Source organism: Pseudomonas sp. F-14 TE3623, assembly GCF_053629015.1.
This window is the reverse complement of record NZ_JBRJHM010000001.1, coordinates 457,050-470,598: the sequence shown is the minus strand read 5'-3', so window position 1 is coordinate 470,598 and position 13,549 is coordinate 457,050. Positions and strand designations below refer to the sequence as shown.

Genomic DNA, 13,549 nt, shown 5'->3' with positions numbered 1-13,549 from the left:
TTCAGAGGCTTAAATGGAAAATCTGTATGGAATTAATACACCATCGTTGAATCTGTAATGCTTTTCGCCGTCCGCGCATCATGAAAGCTCTGGCTACCCAAGTAAACAGGAGCGACGAAAATGAACGGCTTGAGCGATGTGCGGCTGACGTTACACAGTCAGGAACTGGCGGCAGGGCAAAAAAACGGCGCACGCGAGGCGGTCATGCGCAACGCACCGTCCTGCCTGGGTCGCTGGGGCCTGTTCTGGCATCGTCTGCACACGCGCAAGGTGTTGCTGGAATTGACGCCGGAGCAGCTCAGGGATGTCGGATTGAGTCAGGAGCAGGCGTTGGAGGAGGGGCTTAAACCGTTCTGGCGGATCTGAGTTTTGCGGTGTTCTTTAAATCGATTCGCGAGCAAGCCCGCTCCCACATTTGATCGTCAACGAACGCAGATTTTGTGTTCGACAACGATTAAATGTGGGAGCGGGCTTGCTCGCGAAGGCGTCGATACAGACGCCGAAAATCTTTCAGACCAATTCTTTGAACCGATGCCACAACATCCCCAACGCCAACAACGGCGAACGCAAATGTTTGCCGCCGGGGAAGGTGATATGCGGCACCTTGGCGAACAGATCGAACCCTCCACTCTGCTGACCACTGATAGCTTCAGCCAACAACTTGCCCGCCAGATGCGTGGCGTTCAACCCATGGCCGGAATAAGCCTGGGCGTAATACACATTCGGCTGCTCCTTGAGCTGTCCGATCTGCGGCAGGCGATTGGCGCCGATGCCGATCATCCCGCCCCATTGATAGTCGATTTTCACCCCGGCCAGTTGCGGGAATACCGCCAGCATCTTCGGTCGCATGTACGCGGCGATGTCTTTCGGGTCGCGTCCTGAATAATGGCAGGCACCGCCGAACAGTAAGCGTCGGTCCGCCGAGAGTCGGTAATAATCCAGCGCCACCCGTTGATCGCAGACCGCCATGTTTTGCGGCAGCAGCGCGTGAGCCTGTTCTTCACTCAAGGGTTCGGTGGCGATGATGTAACTGCCGGCGGGCAGCACCTTGCCGCCGAGTTGCGGATTGAGATCGTTGAGGTAGGCGTTGCAACCCAGCACCAGCGTCTTCGCGTGAACTGAGCCCTGGGCGGTGTGGACTTTGACCTCGGGGCCGTAATCGATGCGGGTCACCGCCGATTGTTCGAACAGCTTTACGCCCAATTGTTGGGCGGCGGCCGCTTCGCCGAGTGCCAGGTTCAATGGGTGCAGATGCCCGGAGCCCATGTCGATCAGACCGCCGACATAGCGGTCGGAACCCACCACGCTGTGTATTTCATTGGCTTGCAGCAAACGGGTTTCGTAACGGTAACCGAGGCTGTGTAGCTCGATGGCGTCTTCGGCGAAGCCTTCCAGGTCTTGAGTCTTGTTGGCGAGGTCGCAGTAACCCCAGGTCAGGTCGCAAGGGATCTGAAAACGCTCGATCCGCTGTCGGACGATTTCCACCGCTTCCAGGCCCATCAGTTTCATGTGACGCACACCGTCTGCACCGATCACGTTGGCGAATTGGTCGAGGCCATGGCCGACGCCGCGAATCAATTGCCCGCCATTGCGCCCGCTGGCGCCCCAACCGATCTTGTGTGCTTCCAGCAGCACCACGCTGAAGCCGCGTTCGGCCAGTTCAATCGCGGTGTTCAGCCCGGATAACCCGCCGCCCACCACACATACGTCCGCAACCAGCTCACCTGTGAGCACCGCAAAATCGGGTTGCGGCAAGCTGCTGGCGGCGTAATAAGAGGCCGTGTGTTGATGGCTCGGGGCTGGTTGCTGAACGGGGGCGTTCATGTGCGTCATCCTGAGTTCGTGTGTTTGAAAAAGTTGACGGAGCATAAGCCGCCGTTTCGGCCACGGGCAACACCGGTCGGTTGGCGCTGTCTGGATCGGGGTTTTTGCGTCAGAATCCCGGTCTATTCCGCATTCGGTCACCGCTTCGATGAGTTGCAACAGTCAGAAAATTCGCACGCTGCGCCAGCAGATTCCCTCTTTCGAGTGCGTGCCCGGCTGCCATGACTGCTGTGGGCCGGTGACCACCTCGCCTGAAGAAATGTCCCGCCTGCCGCGCAAGACCCGGGCCGAGCAGGATGCAGCGATGGATGAACTCAATTGCGTCCATCTAGGGCCCAACGGCTGCACGGTGTATGACGAACGACCGCTGATCTGTCGGCTGTTCGGTACCACCAAGACGTTGCCATGCCCCAACGGACGGCGACCGGTGGAGCTGATCCATCCGCGGGTCGAGAAGCAGATTCATGAATACATGGCCAGCACCCGGCAGGTGTTGGTCTAGCTAGACCGAGGCGCGGCCTTCGCGAGCAAGCCCGCTCCCACACTTGATCTTTGCCGTACACAAATCCATGCCCACTGAATATCTAATGCGGGAGCGGGCTTGCTCGCGAAAGCTATCGCCCTGACAGCCATTTCCTCAAGGCAGCCCCTCAATCCGGAATCGGCAGGTTCAAGCTCTCTTTCACTTCTTCCATCACGATATAGCTCTTGGATTCGCGCACATGCGGTAGCTTGAGCAGGATGTCGCCCAGCAGTTTGCGGTACGAGGCCATCTCGGAAATCCGTGCTTTCACCAGGTAATCGAAGTCACCTGACACCAAATGGCATTCCAGTACGTGGGGCAGTTTCAGCACCGCGCGTCGGAACTCTTCGAAAGTATCGCCGGATTTGTAGTCGAGGCTGATCTCGACGAACACCAGCAGGCTACCCTTGAGGTGCTGCGGATTCAGGCGGGCGTTGTAGCCCATGATGATCCCTTCGCGCTCCAGTCGCCGTACCCGCTCGGTGCAGGGCGTGGTGGAGAGGCCGACCTTTTCCCCGAGCTCGGTGAAGGAAATACGCCCGTCCGCTTGCAGGATCCGCAAGATGTTGCGGTCGATCTTGTCCAGCTCACGTTTGGTCTGAGTGTTGGTCCGCATAGGGGATGCGCCTCCGTGAAAAGGGTTTTTGCCGAGAATTGTCGCCAAATATAGGCACTTATATAGTGAAAAGCACTGGCTAATCTTTTTTAAACTGCCCGCATCTTCGGTCTGCACAATAAACGTCAGCGGTAAGCCGCGATGAGGGATATGAAAATGCGCGTTCTGGTCTTGGGTAGCGGCGTCATCGGTACCGCCAGTGCCTATTATCTGGCACGGGCCGGCTTTGAGGTGACGGTGGTTGACCGTCAGCCAGCGGCGGCCATGGAAACCAGTTTCGCCAACGCCGGGCAGGTTTCGCCGGGTTATGCCTCGCCGTGGGCCGCACCGGGCGTGCCGCTCAAAGCCATCAAGTGGTTGTTGCAGCGTCACGCACCGTTGGCGATCAAGGCCACTGCCGACATCGACCAATACCTATGGATGGCGCAGATGCTGCGCAACTGCACCGCCAGCCGTTACGCAGTGAACAAGGAGCGCATGGTGCGCCTGTCCGAGTACAGTCGCGACTGCCTCGACGAATTGCGCGCCGAAACCGGTATTGCCTACGAAGGCCGCAGCCTGGGGACTACCCAGCTGTTCCGCACCCAGGCGCAGCTTGATGGCGCCGCCAAAGACATCGCCGTGCTGCAAGAGTCCGGCGTGCCGTTCGAATTGCTCGACCGCGCCGGCATTGCCCGGGTCGAACCGGCCCTGGCCAGTGTCACCGACATCCTCGCCGGTGCCTTGCGCCTGCCGAACGACCAGACCGGCGACTGCCAGATCTTCACCACCCGCCTGGCCGAGATGGCTACGAAACTGGGTGTGGAATTCCGTTTCGGCCAGGACATTCAGCGCCTCGACTTCGCCGGTGATCGCATCAACGGCGTATGGATCGACGGCAAGCTGGAAACTGCCGACCGCTACGTGCTGGCGTTGGGCAGCTACTCGCCGCAATTGCTCAAGCCGTTGGGCATCCGGGCTCCGGTGTATCCGCTCAAGGGTTACTCGCTGACCGTGCCGATCATCAATCCGGCGATGGCCCCGACGTCGACCATTCTCGACGAGACCTACAAGGTCGCGATCACACGTTTCGACAACCGCATCCGCGTCGGCGGCATGGCGGAAATTGCCGGTTTTGACCTGTCGTTGAATCCGCGTCGACGCGAAACCCTGGAGATGATCGTCAACGACCTTTATCCTCAGGGCGGCGATCTGCCTCAGGCGAGCTTCTGGACCGGCCTGCGTCCGACCACTCCGGACGGCACCCCGATTGTTGGCGCCACACCGTTCAAAAATCTGTTTCTGAATACGGGCCACGGTACGCTCGGCTGGACCATGGCCTGTGGCTCCGGTCGTTTGCTGGCCGATCTGATGGCGAAGAAAACGCCGCAGATCAGCGCCGAAGGTCTCGATATTTCCCGTTATAGCAACAAACTTCAGGAGTCCGCAAAACATGTCAATCCAGCGCCAGCTCACCAATGAGCGCATGAGCCAGATCGTTGTCCACAACAGTACCGTGTATCTGGCAGGGCAGGTCGGCGATGACATGAGCGCCGGGATTGAACAGCAGACCCGTGAAACCCTCGCCAACATCGAGCGCTTGCTGGACCTGGCCGGGACCGACAAGAACCGTCTGCTGTCGGTGACGATTTACCTGAAAGACATCGACGCGCACTTCGAAGGCATGAATTCGGTGTGGGACCAGTGGCTGCCGAAAGGCGTCGCCCCGGCCCGCGCTACCGTTGAATCGAAGCTGTGCGAACCGCAAATCCTGGTCGAGCTGTCGGTTGTTGCCGCGCTGCCATAACGCTCAGCCAGAAAGATCCCTCTCCCGGTGCTGTTGGCGGTTCACGCTGTCAGCCAGCGCCGGTTTTTTTTCAAATGACCGACTAGAAGTCTGCCGCCATGCGTCCAGCCCGTGCCCTGATCGACCTTCAAGCCCTGCGCCACAACTACCGGATCGCCCGTGAAGTCACGGGGGCCAAGGCCCTCGCGGTGATCAAGGCCGATGCCTATGGCCATGGCGCGGTACGTTGCGCCCAGGCTCTGGAAACCGAGGCGGACGGGTTTGCCGTGGCGTGCATCGAAGAGGCGTTGGAGCTGCGTGCCGCCGGCATTCGTGCGCCGGTGTTGTTGCTCGAAGGTTTTTTCGAAGCCGATGAGCTGTCGCTGATCGTCGAGCATGACTTCTGGTGCGTGGTGCATTCGCTGTGGCAGCTCGAAGCCATCGAAAAAGCCGCGCTGAGCAAACCGATCACGGTATGGCTCAAGCTCGACTCGGGCATGCATCGGGTTGGCTTGCACCCGGCGGATTACCAGGCGGCCTATCAACGGCTGCTGGCCAGCGGCAAAGTGGCAAAGATCGTGCTGATGAGTCACTTCGCCCGCGCCGATGAACTGCACTGCCAGACCAGCGCCGAGCAGGTCGCGGTGTTCGAGGCGGCGCGTCAGGGGTTGTCGGCTGAAATCAGCCTGCGTAATTCGCCGGCGGTGCTCGGTTGGCCGCAGATTCCGAGCGATTGGGTGCGCCCGGGCATCATGCTCTACGGCGCAACGCCTTTCGAAGAGGCCAATGCCGTGGCGTCCCGCCTGCAACCGGTGATGACCCTGGAATCGAAAGTGATTTGCGTGCGTGAACTGCCGGCCGGCGAGCCGATTGGTTACGGCGCGAAATTCGTCACCCCCAAGCCGATGCGCGTTGGCGTGGTGGCAATGGGTTATGCCGACGGCTATCCACGTCAGGCTCCGACCGGTACGCCCGTGATGGTCGCCGGGCAGCGCAGCCAGTTGATTGGCCGCGTGTCGATGGACATGCTCTGTGTCGACCTGACCGATGTGCCGCAAGCCGGTCTCGGTTCGCCCGTCGAGTTGTGGGGCAAAAATATCCTCGCCAGTGACGTTGCGACGGCAGCGGGCACGATTCCTTACCAGATCTTCTGCAACCTGCGTCGAGTGCCGCTGCTCTATTCCGGGGCCTGACGAAAAACGTTCCCGACCGAAAGTCGCTTCGCCAAACAGGATTCAGGTCCAAGTGTTGTAAATACTGAACGCTGTCGCCATGATAACGCTCAATATTCCTGCAACCTGAATCCCTGGAGGCTCCAGCATTGGACGTCGGTGAACGACTGCAATCCATCCGTAAGCTCAAAGGTCTTTCCCAGCGTGAGCTCGCCAAACGCGCGGGTGTTACCAACAGCACCATTTCGATGATCGAGAAGAACAGCGTCAGCCCCTCGATCAGTTCGCTGAGGAAGGTACTGGGCGGGATTCCCATGTCCATGGTCGAGTTCTTTTCCGAAGAAATCCTGCAGGAAAAACCGACTCAGATCGTCTACAAAGCCCACGAGCTGATCGATATTTCCGATGGGGCAGTGACCATGAAACTGGTCGGTCGGGCTCACCCGAGCCGGGCTATCGCGTTCCTCAACGAAATCTACCCGCCAGGCGCCGACACCGGTGACGAGATGCTCACCCATGAGGGCGAGGAAACCGGAATTCTGGTGGAAGGTCGGCTGGAGCTTGTGGTCGGGCTCGAAACATTTGTGCTCGAAGCCGGCGATAGCTACTACTTTGAAAGTACCAAGCCGCACCGCTTCCGTAATCCGTTCGATGCCCCGGCGCGACTAATCAGCGCAGCCACTCCAGCGAATTTCTAAGAGAAGAGGCGTCCTGCCCGGATTGTGGAGACGCCCATGCTGTATTCCCATCCCACGACAAGACCCCTTCGACTTTGGGGTTGTTTCAGTGTGACGGGCTTACCGCTATACTTGCGCCCGCCTGCGAACCGTGGCCGTGGGCGTGACTAGCCACCATTGAGGGTGTACGCGTGAACCTAATTATGAAAATGCTGGCCGCACCAGCAACCGTATTGGCCCTTTGGGCAGTCAGCGCACAGGCAGCGACCAACGACGATATCGCTAAACGTCTTGAACCCGTCGGCCAGGTTTGTGTGCAGGGCAAAGAGTGCAAGGGGATGGAAGTCGCTGCTTCTGCGGGTGGTGGTGATGCCAAAACCCCAGACTCAGTGATTGCAAAACATTGCAACGCATGCCACGGCACCGGCCTGTTGGGCGCACCGAAAGTCGGTGATGCTGCAGCCTGGGGCGAGCGTGCCAAGAAAGAAGGCGGCCTTGATGGCTTGCTAGCGAAAGCAATTTCCGGCGTCAACGCGATGCCACCAAAAGGCACTTGCGCCGATTGCTCTGATGGCGATCTCAAGGGCGCCATCCAGAAGATGTCCGGTCTGAAATAACCCCGTCTTCAACGAAAAGCCGCTTTCGAGCGGCTTTTTTGTGCCTGCGATTTTCCCCTGAGGCTATTCTTTGCGGCAAAGACCCGGCAAGCTCGGTCCAACCCCAATTCATGGAACGGGCGGGAGGATCAGATGGTGCAGTTGTGTTCTATCGAACAGGCGGTCGATGATGTCCTGGCGCGGTTGCCTGCGCATATCCACATGGGCTTGCCCCTGGGGCTGGGCAAACCCAATGACTTCGTCAACGCGCTGTATCAACGGATCGCGCAACTGCCCGAGCGGCAACTGACGATTTACACCGCCCTGTGCCTCGGACGCCCGCCATTGGGCGATGGCTTGCAAAAGCGCTTCCTCGAACCCTTCATCGAAAGGGTGTTCGGCGATTATCCGGAGCTGGACTTTCTCGCCGACCTGCATCGCGACAGCCTGCCGGCCAACATTCACGTCCATCAATTCTTCCTGCAGCCAGGCAGCCTGCTTAACAGTGCATCGGCCCAGCAGGATTACGTCAGCAGCAATTACAGCCACGCCGCCCGGGACATCAATGCCGCTGGCTTGAATCTGGTCGCGCAACTGGTCGCCAGCCACAGCGAGCATCCCGATCGCCTGAGCCTGAGCTGCAACCCGGACATCACCCTCGACCTGTTTCCGATGATCGCCAAACGCCGGGCGGCGGGGGAGACGATCCTGATGGTGGGCCAGGTACACAACGATTTGCCGTACATGCCCGGCGATGCGGAAATCGGCATCGACAGCTTCGACCTGCTGATCGACGCGAAGGACAGCACCACGCTGTTTTCCACGCCGAATATGCCGGTGGGTTTTCAGGATCATTTCATCGGCCTGCACGCCAGCACGCTGGTGCGCGACGGCGGTACCTTGCAGATTGGCATCGGCGCCATGGGCGATGCCCTGACGGCAGCGTTGCTGGCGCGGCAGGCTGACAGTGACGGTTATAAGGCGTTGCTGGCGGATCTGAATCTCAGCCAGTGGGCGCAGTTGATTGAGCGTGAAGGAGGCATCGAACCGTTCGCCAAAGGCCTTTACGGTTGCAGCGAAATGTTCGTCAACGGCTTGCTGGTATTAGCGGACGCCGGGATCGTGCGGCGCAAGGTCTACCCGGACGTGCCGACCCAGCAGCAGGCAAATGCCGGAACGCTGGACGAGGCCGCGCAGACTGATGGCATCTCGGTGCATGGCGGATTTTTCCTCGGGCCGCGCAGTTTCTATGAACGCCTGCGGGAGATGCCTCAAGGCAAACGGCTCGAATTCAACATGACCCGCATCAGCTACATCAACGAGCTCTACGGTCAGGAAGAACTCAAACGCTTGCAGCGCCTCGATGCGCGCTTCATCAACACTGTCTTCACCATGACCTTGCTCGGCGCCGGCGTGGCCGATCAACTCGAAGACGGGCGGGTGCTGAGCGGTGTCGGCGGGCAATACAACTTCGTCGTCCAGGGCCATGCGCTGGAAGGTGCGCGTTCGATCCTGCTGCTGCGCAGTTGGCGCGAGTCGGGCGGTGAAGTCAGTTCGAATATCGTCTGGCAATACGGTCACTGCACGATCCCGCGGCACCTGCGGGACATCGTTGTCACCGAGTACGGCATCGCCGATTTGCGGGGCAAGACCGACGCGGCGGTGATCGAGGCATTGCTGAATATCAGCGACTCACGTTTCCAGCCAGGGCTGATCGAGCAGGCGCAGAGCGTTGGCAAATTGCCGAAGCATTTTCGCCTCGATCCGCGTTTCGCCGACAACAGCCCACAGCGTTTGCAGGCCATTCAGGGGCGGCATTTGAATCTGTTTCCGGAATATCCGCTGGGCTGTGATTTCACCGCTGAGGAACGGGACTTATTGCGGGCGCTGAACTGGTTGAAGAGCAAGTTCAAGCTCACGGAGATTCTGGAATTGGGCAAGGCTGCGCTGGATGCGCCAGCGGCTTCGGAATTCCCGGTGCATCTGGAAAGGATGCAGCTGACGAAACCGGAAGGGCTGAAAGAGGATTTGTTTCAGCGGCTACTGCTCACTGGCCTGAAGGCTACCGCGCAGTAACAGCCACCACAAAAACCTGTGGGAGCGGGCTGGCCCGCGATATAGGAGTCAGCTCGAAGTGCCTGTTTAAAGGTGTTTAGAGTTACTTCCTGAAAGCTACAGCACCTTGCGGCATTGCCTACGACTACGCCAGAATCCGCCGGCTTGTGCGTTATGAGCACCCTCGGTAACTTGATTTCCGTCACTGATTCCCAGTGATCGGGTTTAGTAGCCCGTGGTATGAGAAGGTCGCACGAGCGTCCGTCAGACAGGTATTTCCATGCCTGTATTTGATGGTGGCTGTGCGTAGGGCGCCCTCGGGTGCGCCGGCTTTCTTCTTTTCCCCGGTCTACTAACCTGCGTACAGCCGCCACCCCCTCGTATTAGTAGCGAGGCGTGGCTGCCCATTAGGAAAAGAATACTATGTGCAAAATTACGCCCAATCCGCCAGACGCCGATCCGGCATCCCCCTACGAATCACTCGATTCAAGAAAACTCCACGAAGCCGCCGACCGCGCCCTCGATCACTACCTAAACCCCCCATCCTCAAATCCCCGGTCGCCCGCAAACCGAGCACCATGTTCATGGTCGCGCCGGATATCAGAGATGAAGACCTGCTGACGCATACTTGCGAATCACTCGCCTCGGCCAGCGTCATGACCAGCGACTTCGCGGGTTACCTGGAAGGACCACATCGGCACACGGCGATGGCGATTCAACAGATCATCATGTTGGCGGAACTGGCAGTGAATAGGATGCTCGATAACGTCAAGGTGTCCAAGTAACCAGCGGGAAACCGTGTAATCGTTCATCGCGAGTAGGCTCACCCCTACTTGGATCTCCAGAGAACACAAATTTTGTGTCCGGCGAACATCCAAATTAGGAGTGGGCTTGCCCGCGATAGCGATGTATTCAGCAACGCGAGGGGGCGCACATGCGCAGGCGTTGTTGCGACAGAGATATAGAACAGATGTTTTTAACGTTATCGGGTTGCTATTGAATTAATTAGTGTATTGGGTTTACGTTCACGGAAGGACTAAGGAAGTCTATGTGGTAACCGGAAGACCCATCACCAATGGCTAAATGAACCCCGCTGATGCCTTCATTCATTTGTGAGTTGATCTTGTAATCAATATTTGATGCGATAGCCTCGTTTACCCCGATGGCGAACTCCGTCAGTTGAAGTCCACGAGAACCAGCCGCAAGATCCAGAAGCTTTATGTGCTCCTCATTTTTTACCTTTAGTGAAGTGATGGTGTTGTCTTTTATTGATAAGAGTGCACCTTCTTCCGAAATTCGATCACTCAGCCATCTAAGGGAGGTTTTCAAACCATCTGGCAGTATCGGATTAGGTTTTCTAAGTACTGTTAATATTCCCGCGATTTTTAATGTGCCGGTAAAAGAAAACGGACAGGGCTCCTGTGGGTTCATGTGCACGTAATGAACTTCAAAAAACTCTGCCACGGACTGAACAAAATCGTGAGACACGTCTTCGGCAAGTAGTGCGTAAGGCTGGGCGTGCGGAAAAACCGAGACCTGCGCATCGGCGTCGTTACCAGACAGGAGAAATGACTCATTTGAATTGAGCATGTTTAACACGGATCGCTGTGTACATAAGGCATGTTCAAAATTGCAGCTCAGCAAAAGCTTCAGGCTATAAAGCGCCGCAGCTACAGTGGGCTCGAACACTTGAGTTGCGCAGAAAACGCTTTTCTTGCTCTCCGTGTTTTTTGCTAGATCAAACGTCATTTTTGCAGCGTCGTTGCTAAAGGAAAAAACAATACTGTTTTTTGGTAATTTCTCTAGCTTTGAAATATTGGCCGTATTGAACCCTAGAAGCGCACATTCTCTGAGGAAGTGCTCTGAGTCCGCAATAATTGATAATTCCTCATGGCCGAAGAGTGTCGATATCCTATTCGGTGGTGACATACAATCCTCCTGGTTTTTTCAATGTGCGGCAAAAATGCTTGCCGCACATTGGTGTTATTTACTCTTCTGTGTGAGCCCAAGCCAATGGAGCCCACCCAAAATTATCCGGACCAGAAGTGATCCGGTTAAGCTTTTCTTCGACGTTTTTTTCATTTTTCATCTGATCATCCTTTTTCATTTTTTTGGTTTTTGCTCCCCGAACTGCTTGGGAGTGGAATAATTAATACAGAATTTTCTAATGTATTAAATGATTTGTTGGGCGATTTTTAGAATAAATTTATCTGCCAGGGTTTTCGGAGGGTTTAATTCGGTTATTTGTGTGGGGCGCATCTGTAGTCTTGGTCTGAAAATCCGATATCTGTCATTTTTTTGTTGTGGTAGTTGATCGTGTGTCGTTAGATTTATTTATGGGCTTGCTTTTTTGGCTCGTTGTTCAACTGTGGATCGAGGGTTATATAGTGCGCGCATCAAAGAAATATCTGACAGATACGTCTGTCCATCAGGCCCTATTATTGGATGATCTAACCGAAACAAAAGATCCCGATCACGCCGTCCGATTGCTGCTAAATGAAATCCTCAAAGGACTCTCTGAAAAAGGTTGGCCTCAAGCGCAACTACAAACCGGGCCGAGGATTGTGTCCGCTGAAGAAAATTACGGTTTACTCGGTTATGACCCGGCAGAGGTTACGCTGGGGAGTGAACACACCCGTTGGGTCGATGAGCACTCGCTGTTGCGAACACAAACCACCAGCCAGATCCCGGTAGCGCTTCAGCGAGCGGCTCAGATGCGCCAGCCGGGACAGACGATATTATTGGCAGCGCCAGGTATTACTTTCCGTCGTGATAGTCGGGATCGTTGGCATTGCGCTGAACCGCATCAAATGGACATTTGGGTGCTGGGTGATCCGGAACTGGCAACGCACGAACATCTGTTGCGTTTGGTCGGCGATATCCTTAAGTCTGCCGTTCCTGACAAACGTTGGGTCTATAGCGATAGTCCGCATCACTACACAGAGGGCGGAATCGAAGTGAATGTCTTGAATGATGGGGCTCCGGTGGAGGTGCTGGAGTGTGGTCGTATTGCGAGGTCTTTGTTGGAGCGCTTGAACATAGACCCGCTGCATCATGGAGGGTTAGCGCTCGGGATGGGGCTGGATCGCCTGACGATGTTGCGAAAAGGCATTCCAGATATTCGCTTGCTACGCGATCAGAACATGCGAGTGCAGGCGCAGATGTATGATCTGAATCCATGGACGGCGGTATCTCGTTTGCCGTCTATTGCTCGTGACATTTCGTTGGCGGTAACACCGGGGCTGAGCGAGGAAGTGTTGACCGAAAGAATGTTGCAGGCGGCCGGCGACTGCTCTGACTGGATCGAGGAGATGCAAGTTCAGGGGCGGTGGGAGTTCTCGGATTTACCCGCGCAGGCAATTGAGCGGCTCGGGCTGCTGCCGGGCCAGGAAAACGTGCTTTTACGCGTGGTGCTGCGCGATTGTTCGCGATCAATCACTACCGCTGAGGCGAACGCCTTGTATGCGGACATTCAGGCGGCGATGCATGAAGGAGCGCCTGGGGCGGGTTACAGAATGGACCTGCCAAAGGCTTGAAACCGAGGTGTTCGAGTAATAACTGAATCGCCGCGTTATTGTCATCTCGGAACGCCACCCGGAGCGAGCTCTCTCCCACAGTTGACCGAGTTATCCAAGCGGACGCGGTTTAATGTGGGAGCGAGCAGGCAGGAGATGCGGTGTGGCGGTTTAATCGATGAAGGTTACAACGCCATCCTTCAGCGACTGCACCCGCGCCAACGATTCAACGCGATAACCCTGAGCATCCAGTTCCGCACGACCACCCTGAAACGATTTCTCGATCACGATCCCCAAGCCCGCCACGGTCGCGCCGGCCTGTTTGATGATCGAGATCAGCGCTTGCGAAGCCTTACCGTTGGCCAAAAAGTCATCGATGATCAGCACGCGGTCGCTGCTGGTCAGGTGGCGCGGGGAGATTGCCACGGTGCTTTCGGTTTGCTTGGTGAACGAGTAAACGGTCGCCGACAGCAGGTTTTCAGTCAGGGTCAGGGACTGATGCTTGCGGGCGAAAATCACCGGCACGCCAAGGTTCAGGCCGGTCATGATCGCCGGGGCAATGCCCGAGGCTTCGATCGTGACGATCTTGGTGATGCCCGAATCCTTGAACAGCGTGGCGAATTCGTCGCCGATCAGCTTCATCAGGGCCGGGTCGATCTGGTGGTTCAGAAAGGCGTCGACTTTCAGAACCTGGTCGGAAAGCACGATGCCTTCTTCGCGAATTTTCTTGTGCAGTGCTTCCATGAAGCGTTCCTCTACTGGCGCCAAGTGCGCCTAGCTTGTAAATAGTGTTCGGTTAAAAAGTG

The 13,549-nt window shown here is 56.8% G+C and carries 13 protein-coding genes and 1 pseudogene; 10 read left to right on the top strand and 4 right to left on the bottom strand.

The features are described from left to right. The first annotated feature begins 120 nt into the window (after positions 1-120). Complete coding sequence (locus AB7M29_RS02180; protein WP_123720232.1) at positions 121-366, top strand: DUF1127 domain-containing protein; 246 nt, start codon at positions 121-123, stop codon at positions 364-366. 144 nt (positions 367-510) lie between these two features. On the opposite strand, the gene AB7M29_RS02175 is transcribed toward AB7M29_RS02180, so the two are convergent. After that, complete coding sequence (locus AB7M29_RS02175; protein ID WP_454246235.1) at positions 511-1,824, bottom strand: NAD(P)/FAD-dependent oxidoreductase; 1,314 nt, start codon at positions 1,822-1,824, stop codon at positions 511-513. A gap of 148 nt (positions 1,825-1,972) precedes the next feature. Between AB7M29_RS02175 and AB7M29_RS02170 the strand changes: the two genes are divergently transcribed. Next, positions 1,973-2,326 (top strand): YkgJ family cysteine cluster protein, encoded by a 354-nt coding sequence (locus tag AB7M29_RS02170; protein ID WP_007894729.1) that lies wholly within the window; start codon positions 1,973-1,975, stop codon positions 2,324-2,326. 148 nt (positions 2,327-2,474) lie between these two features. On the opposite strand, the gene AB7M29_RS02165 is transcribed toward AB7M29_RS02170, so the two are convergent. Next, positions 2,475-2,963, bottom strand: a complete 489-nt coding sequence (locus AB7M29_RS02165; RefSeq protein ID WP_003206849.1) for an Lrp/AsnC ligand binding domain-containing protein — start codon at positions 2,961-2,963, stop codon at positions 2,475-2,477. Positions 2,964-3,119: 156 nt separating this feature from the next. Here AB7M29_RS02165 and dadA point away from each other — a divergent pair, with 156 nt between their 5' ends. The 7 genes and pseudogenes from dadA to AB7M29_RS02130 all read left to right on the top strand — a co-directional run bounded on the left by dadA (position 3,120) and on the right by AB7M29_RS02130 (position 10,013). Continuing rightward, on the top strand, positions 3,120-4,424 hold the full coding sequence (gene dadA, locus AB7M29_RS02160) for a D-amino acid dehydrogenase (RefSeq protein ID WP_454246234.1): 1,305 nt from the start codon (positions 3,120-3,122) through the stop codon (positions 4,422-4,424). Then, positions 4,396-4,749: a RidA family protein gene (locus AB7M29_RS02155; protein WP_217856856.1), complete on the top strand. Its 354-nt coding sequence runs from the start codon at positions 4,396-4,398 to the stop codon at positions 4,747-4,749. The genes dadA and AB7M29_RS02155 overlap by 29 nt, the downstream gene beginning before the upstream one ends. Before the next feature lie 98 nt (positions 4,750-4,847). After that, positions 4,848-5,921, top strand: coding sequence for an alanine racemase (gene alr / locus AB7M29_RS02150; RefSeq protein WP_217856855.1), 1,074 nt, complete (start codon positions 4,848-4,850; stop codon positions 5,919-5,921). 128 nt (positions 5,922-6,049) lie between these two features. Next, positions 6,050-6,598, top strand: a complete 549-nt coding sequence (locus tag AB7M29_RS02145; RefSeq protein WP_007894746.1) for a cupin domain-containing protein — start codon at positions 6,050-6,052, stop codon at positions 6,596-6,598. 182 nt (positions 6,599-6,780) lie between these two features. Beyond that, positions 6,781-7,194 (top strand): c-type cytochrome, encoded by a 414-nt coding sequence (locus AB7M29_RS02140; RefSeq protein ID WP_367616756.1) that lies wholly within the window; start codon positions 6,781-6,783, stop codon positions 7,192-7,194. 132 nt (positions 7,195-7,326) lie between these two features. Then, positions 7,327-9,249 (top strand): acetyl-CoA hydrolase/transferase C-terminal domain-containing protein, encoded by a 1,923-nt coding sequence (locus AB7M29_RS02135; protein ID WP_454246233.1) that lies wholly within the window; start codon positions 7,327-7,329, stop codon positions 9,247-9,249. Positions 9,250-9,651: 402 nt separating this feature from the next. Next, positions 9,652-10,013, top strand: a pseudogene (locus AB7M29_RS02130) (DUF6124 family protein). Positions 10,014-10,233: 220 nt separating this feature from the next. Here the strand turns inward: AB7M29_RS02130 and AB7M29_RS02125 are convergent. Next, entirely contained in the window at positions 10,234-11,157 is a 924-nt protein-coding gene (locus AB7M29_RS02125) for a hypothetical protein (protein ID WP_454246232.1), read from the bottom strand. A 458-nt stretch (positions 11,158-11,615) separates the two neighbouring features. Here AB7M29_RS02125 and srmL point away from each other — a divergent pair, with 458 nt between their 5' ends. Beyond that, a complete protein-coding gene (srmL, locus tag AB7M29_RS02120) occupies positions 11,616-12,764 on the top strand; it encodes a PheS-related mystery ligase SrmL (protein ID WP_454248691.1) in 1,149 nt (382 codons plus the stop codon). Between the two features lie 150 nt (positions 12,765-12,914). Here srmL and AB7M29_RS02115 read toward each other — a convergent pair whose 3' ends face one another. Further along, positions 12,915-13,487: a xanthine phosphoribosyltransferase gene (locus AB7M29_RS02115; protein ID WP_095052388.1), complete on the bottom strand. Its 573-nt coding sequence runs from the start codon at positions 13,485-13,487 to the stop codon at positions 12,915-12,917. Positions 13,488-13,549: the final 62 nt, after the last annotated feature.

Excerpts from the sequence above, each read along its gene's own strand:
- AB7M29_RS02175 (WP_454246235.1), bottom strand. The coding sequence starts at position 1,824 with ATGAACGCCCCCGTTCAGCAACCAGCCCCGAGCCATCAACACACGGCC.
- AB7M29_RS02170 (WP_007894729.1), top strand. The coding sequence starts at position 1,973 with ATGAGTTGCAACAGTCAGAAAATTCGCACGCTGCGCCAGCAGATTCCC.
- AB7M29_RS02115 (WP_095052388.1), bottom strand. The coding sequence starts at position 13,487 with ATGGAAGCACTGCACAAGAAAATTCGCGAAGAAGGCATCGTGCTTTCC.
- AB7M29_RS02135 (WP_454246233.1), top strand. The coding sequence starts at position 7,327 with ATGGTGCAGTTGTGTTCTATCGAACAGGCGGTCGATGATGTCCTGGCG.
- AB7M29_RS02125 (WP_454246232.1), bottom strand. The coding sequence starts at position 11,157 with ATGTCACCACCGAATAGGATATCGACACTCTTCGGCCATGAGGAATTA.
- alr (WP_217856855.1), top strand. The coding sequence starts at position 4,848 with ATGCGTCCAGCCCGTGCCCTGATCGACCTTCAAGCCCTGCGCCACAAC.
- AB7M29_RS02180 (WP_123720232.1), top strand. The coding sequence starts at position 121 with ATGAACGGCTTGAGCGATGTGCGGCTGACGTTACACAGTCAGGAACTG.
- AB7M29_RS02165 (WP_003206849.1), bottom strand. The coding sequence starts at position 2,963 with ATGCGGACCAACACTCAGACCAAACGTGAGCTGGACAAGATCGACCGC.
- AB7M29_RS02155 (WP_217856856.1), top strand. The coding sequence starts at position 4,396 with ATGTCAATCCAGCGCCAGCTCACCAATGAGCGCATGAGCCAGATCGTT.
- AB7M29_RS02140 (WP_367616756.1), top strand. The coding sequence starts at position 6,781 with ATGAAAATGCTGGCCGCACCAGCAACCGTATTGGCCCTTTGGGCAGTC.
- dadA (WP_454246234.1), top strand. The coding sequence starts at position 3,120 with ATGCGCGTTCTGGTCTTGGGTAGCGGCGTCATCGGTACCGCCAGTGCC.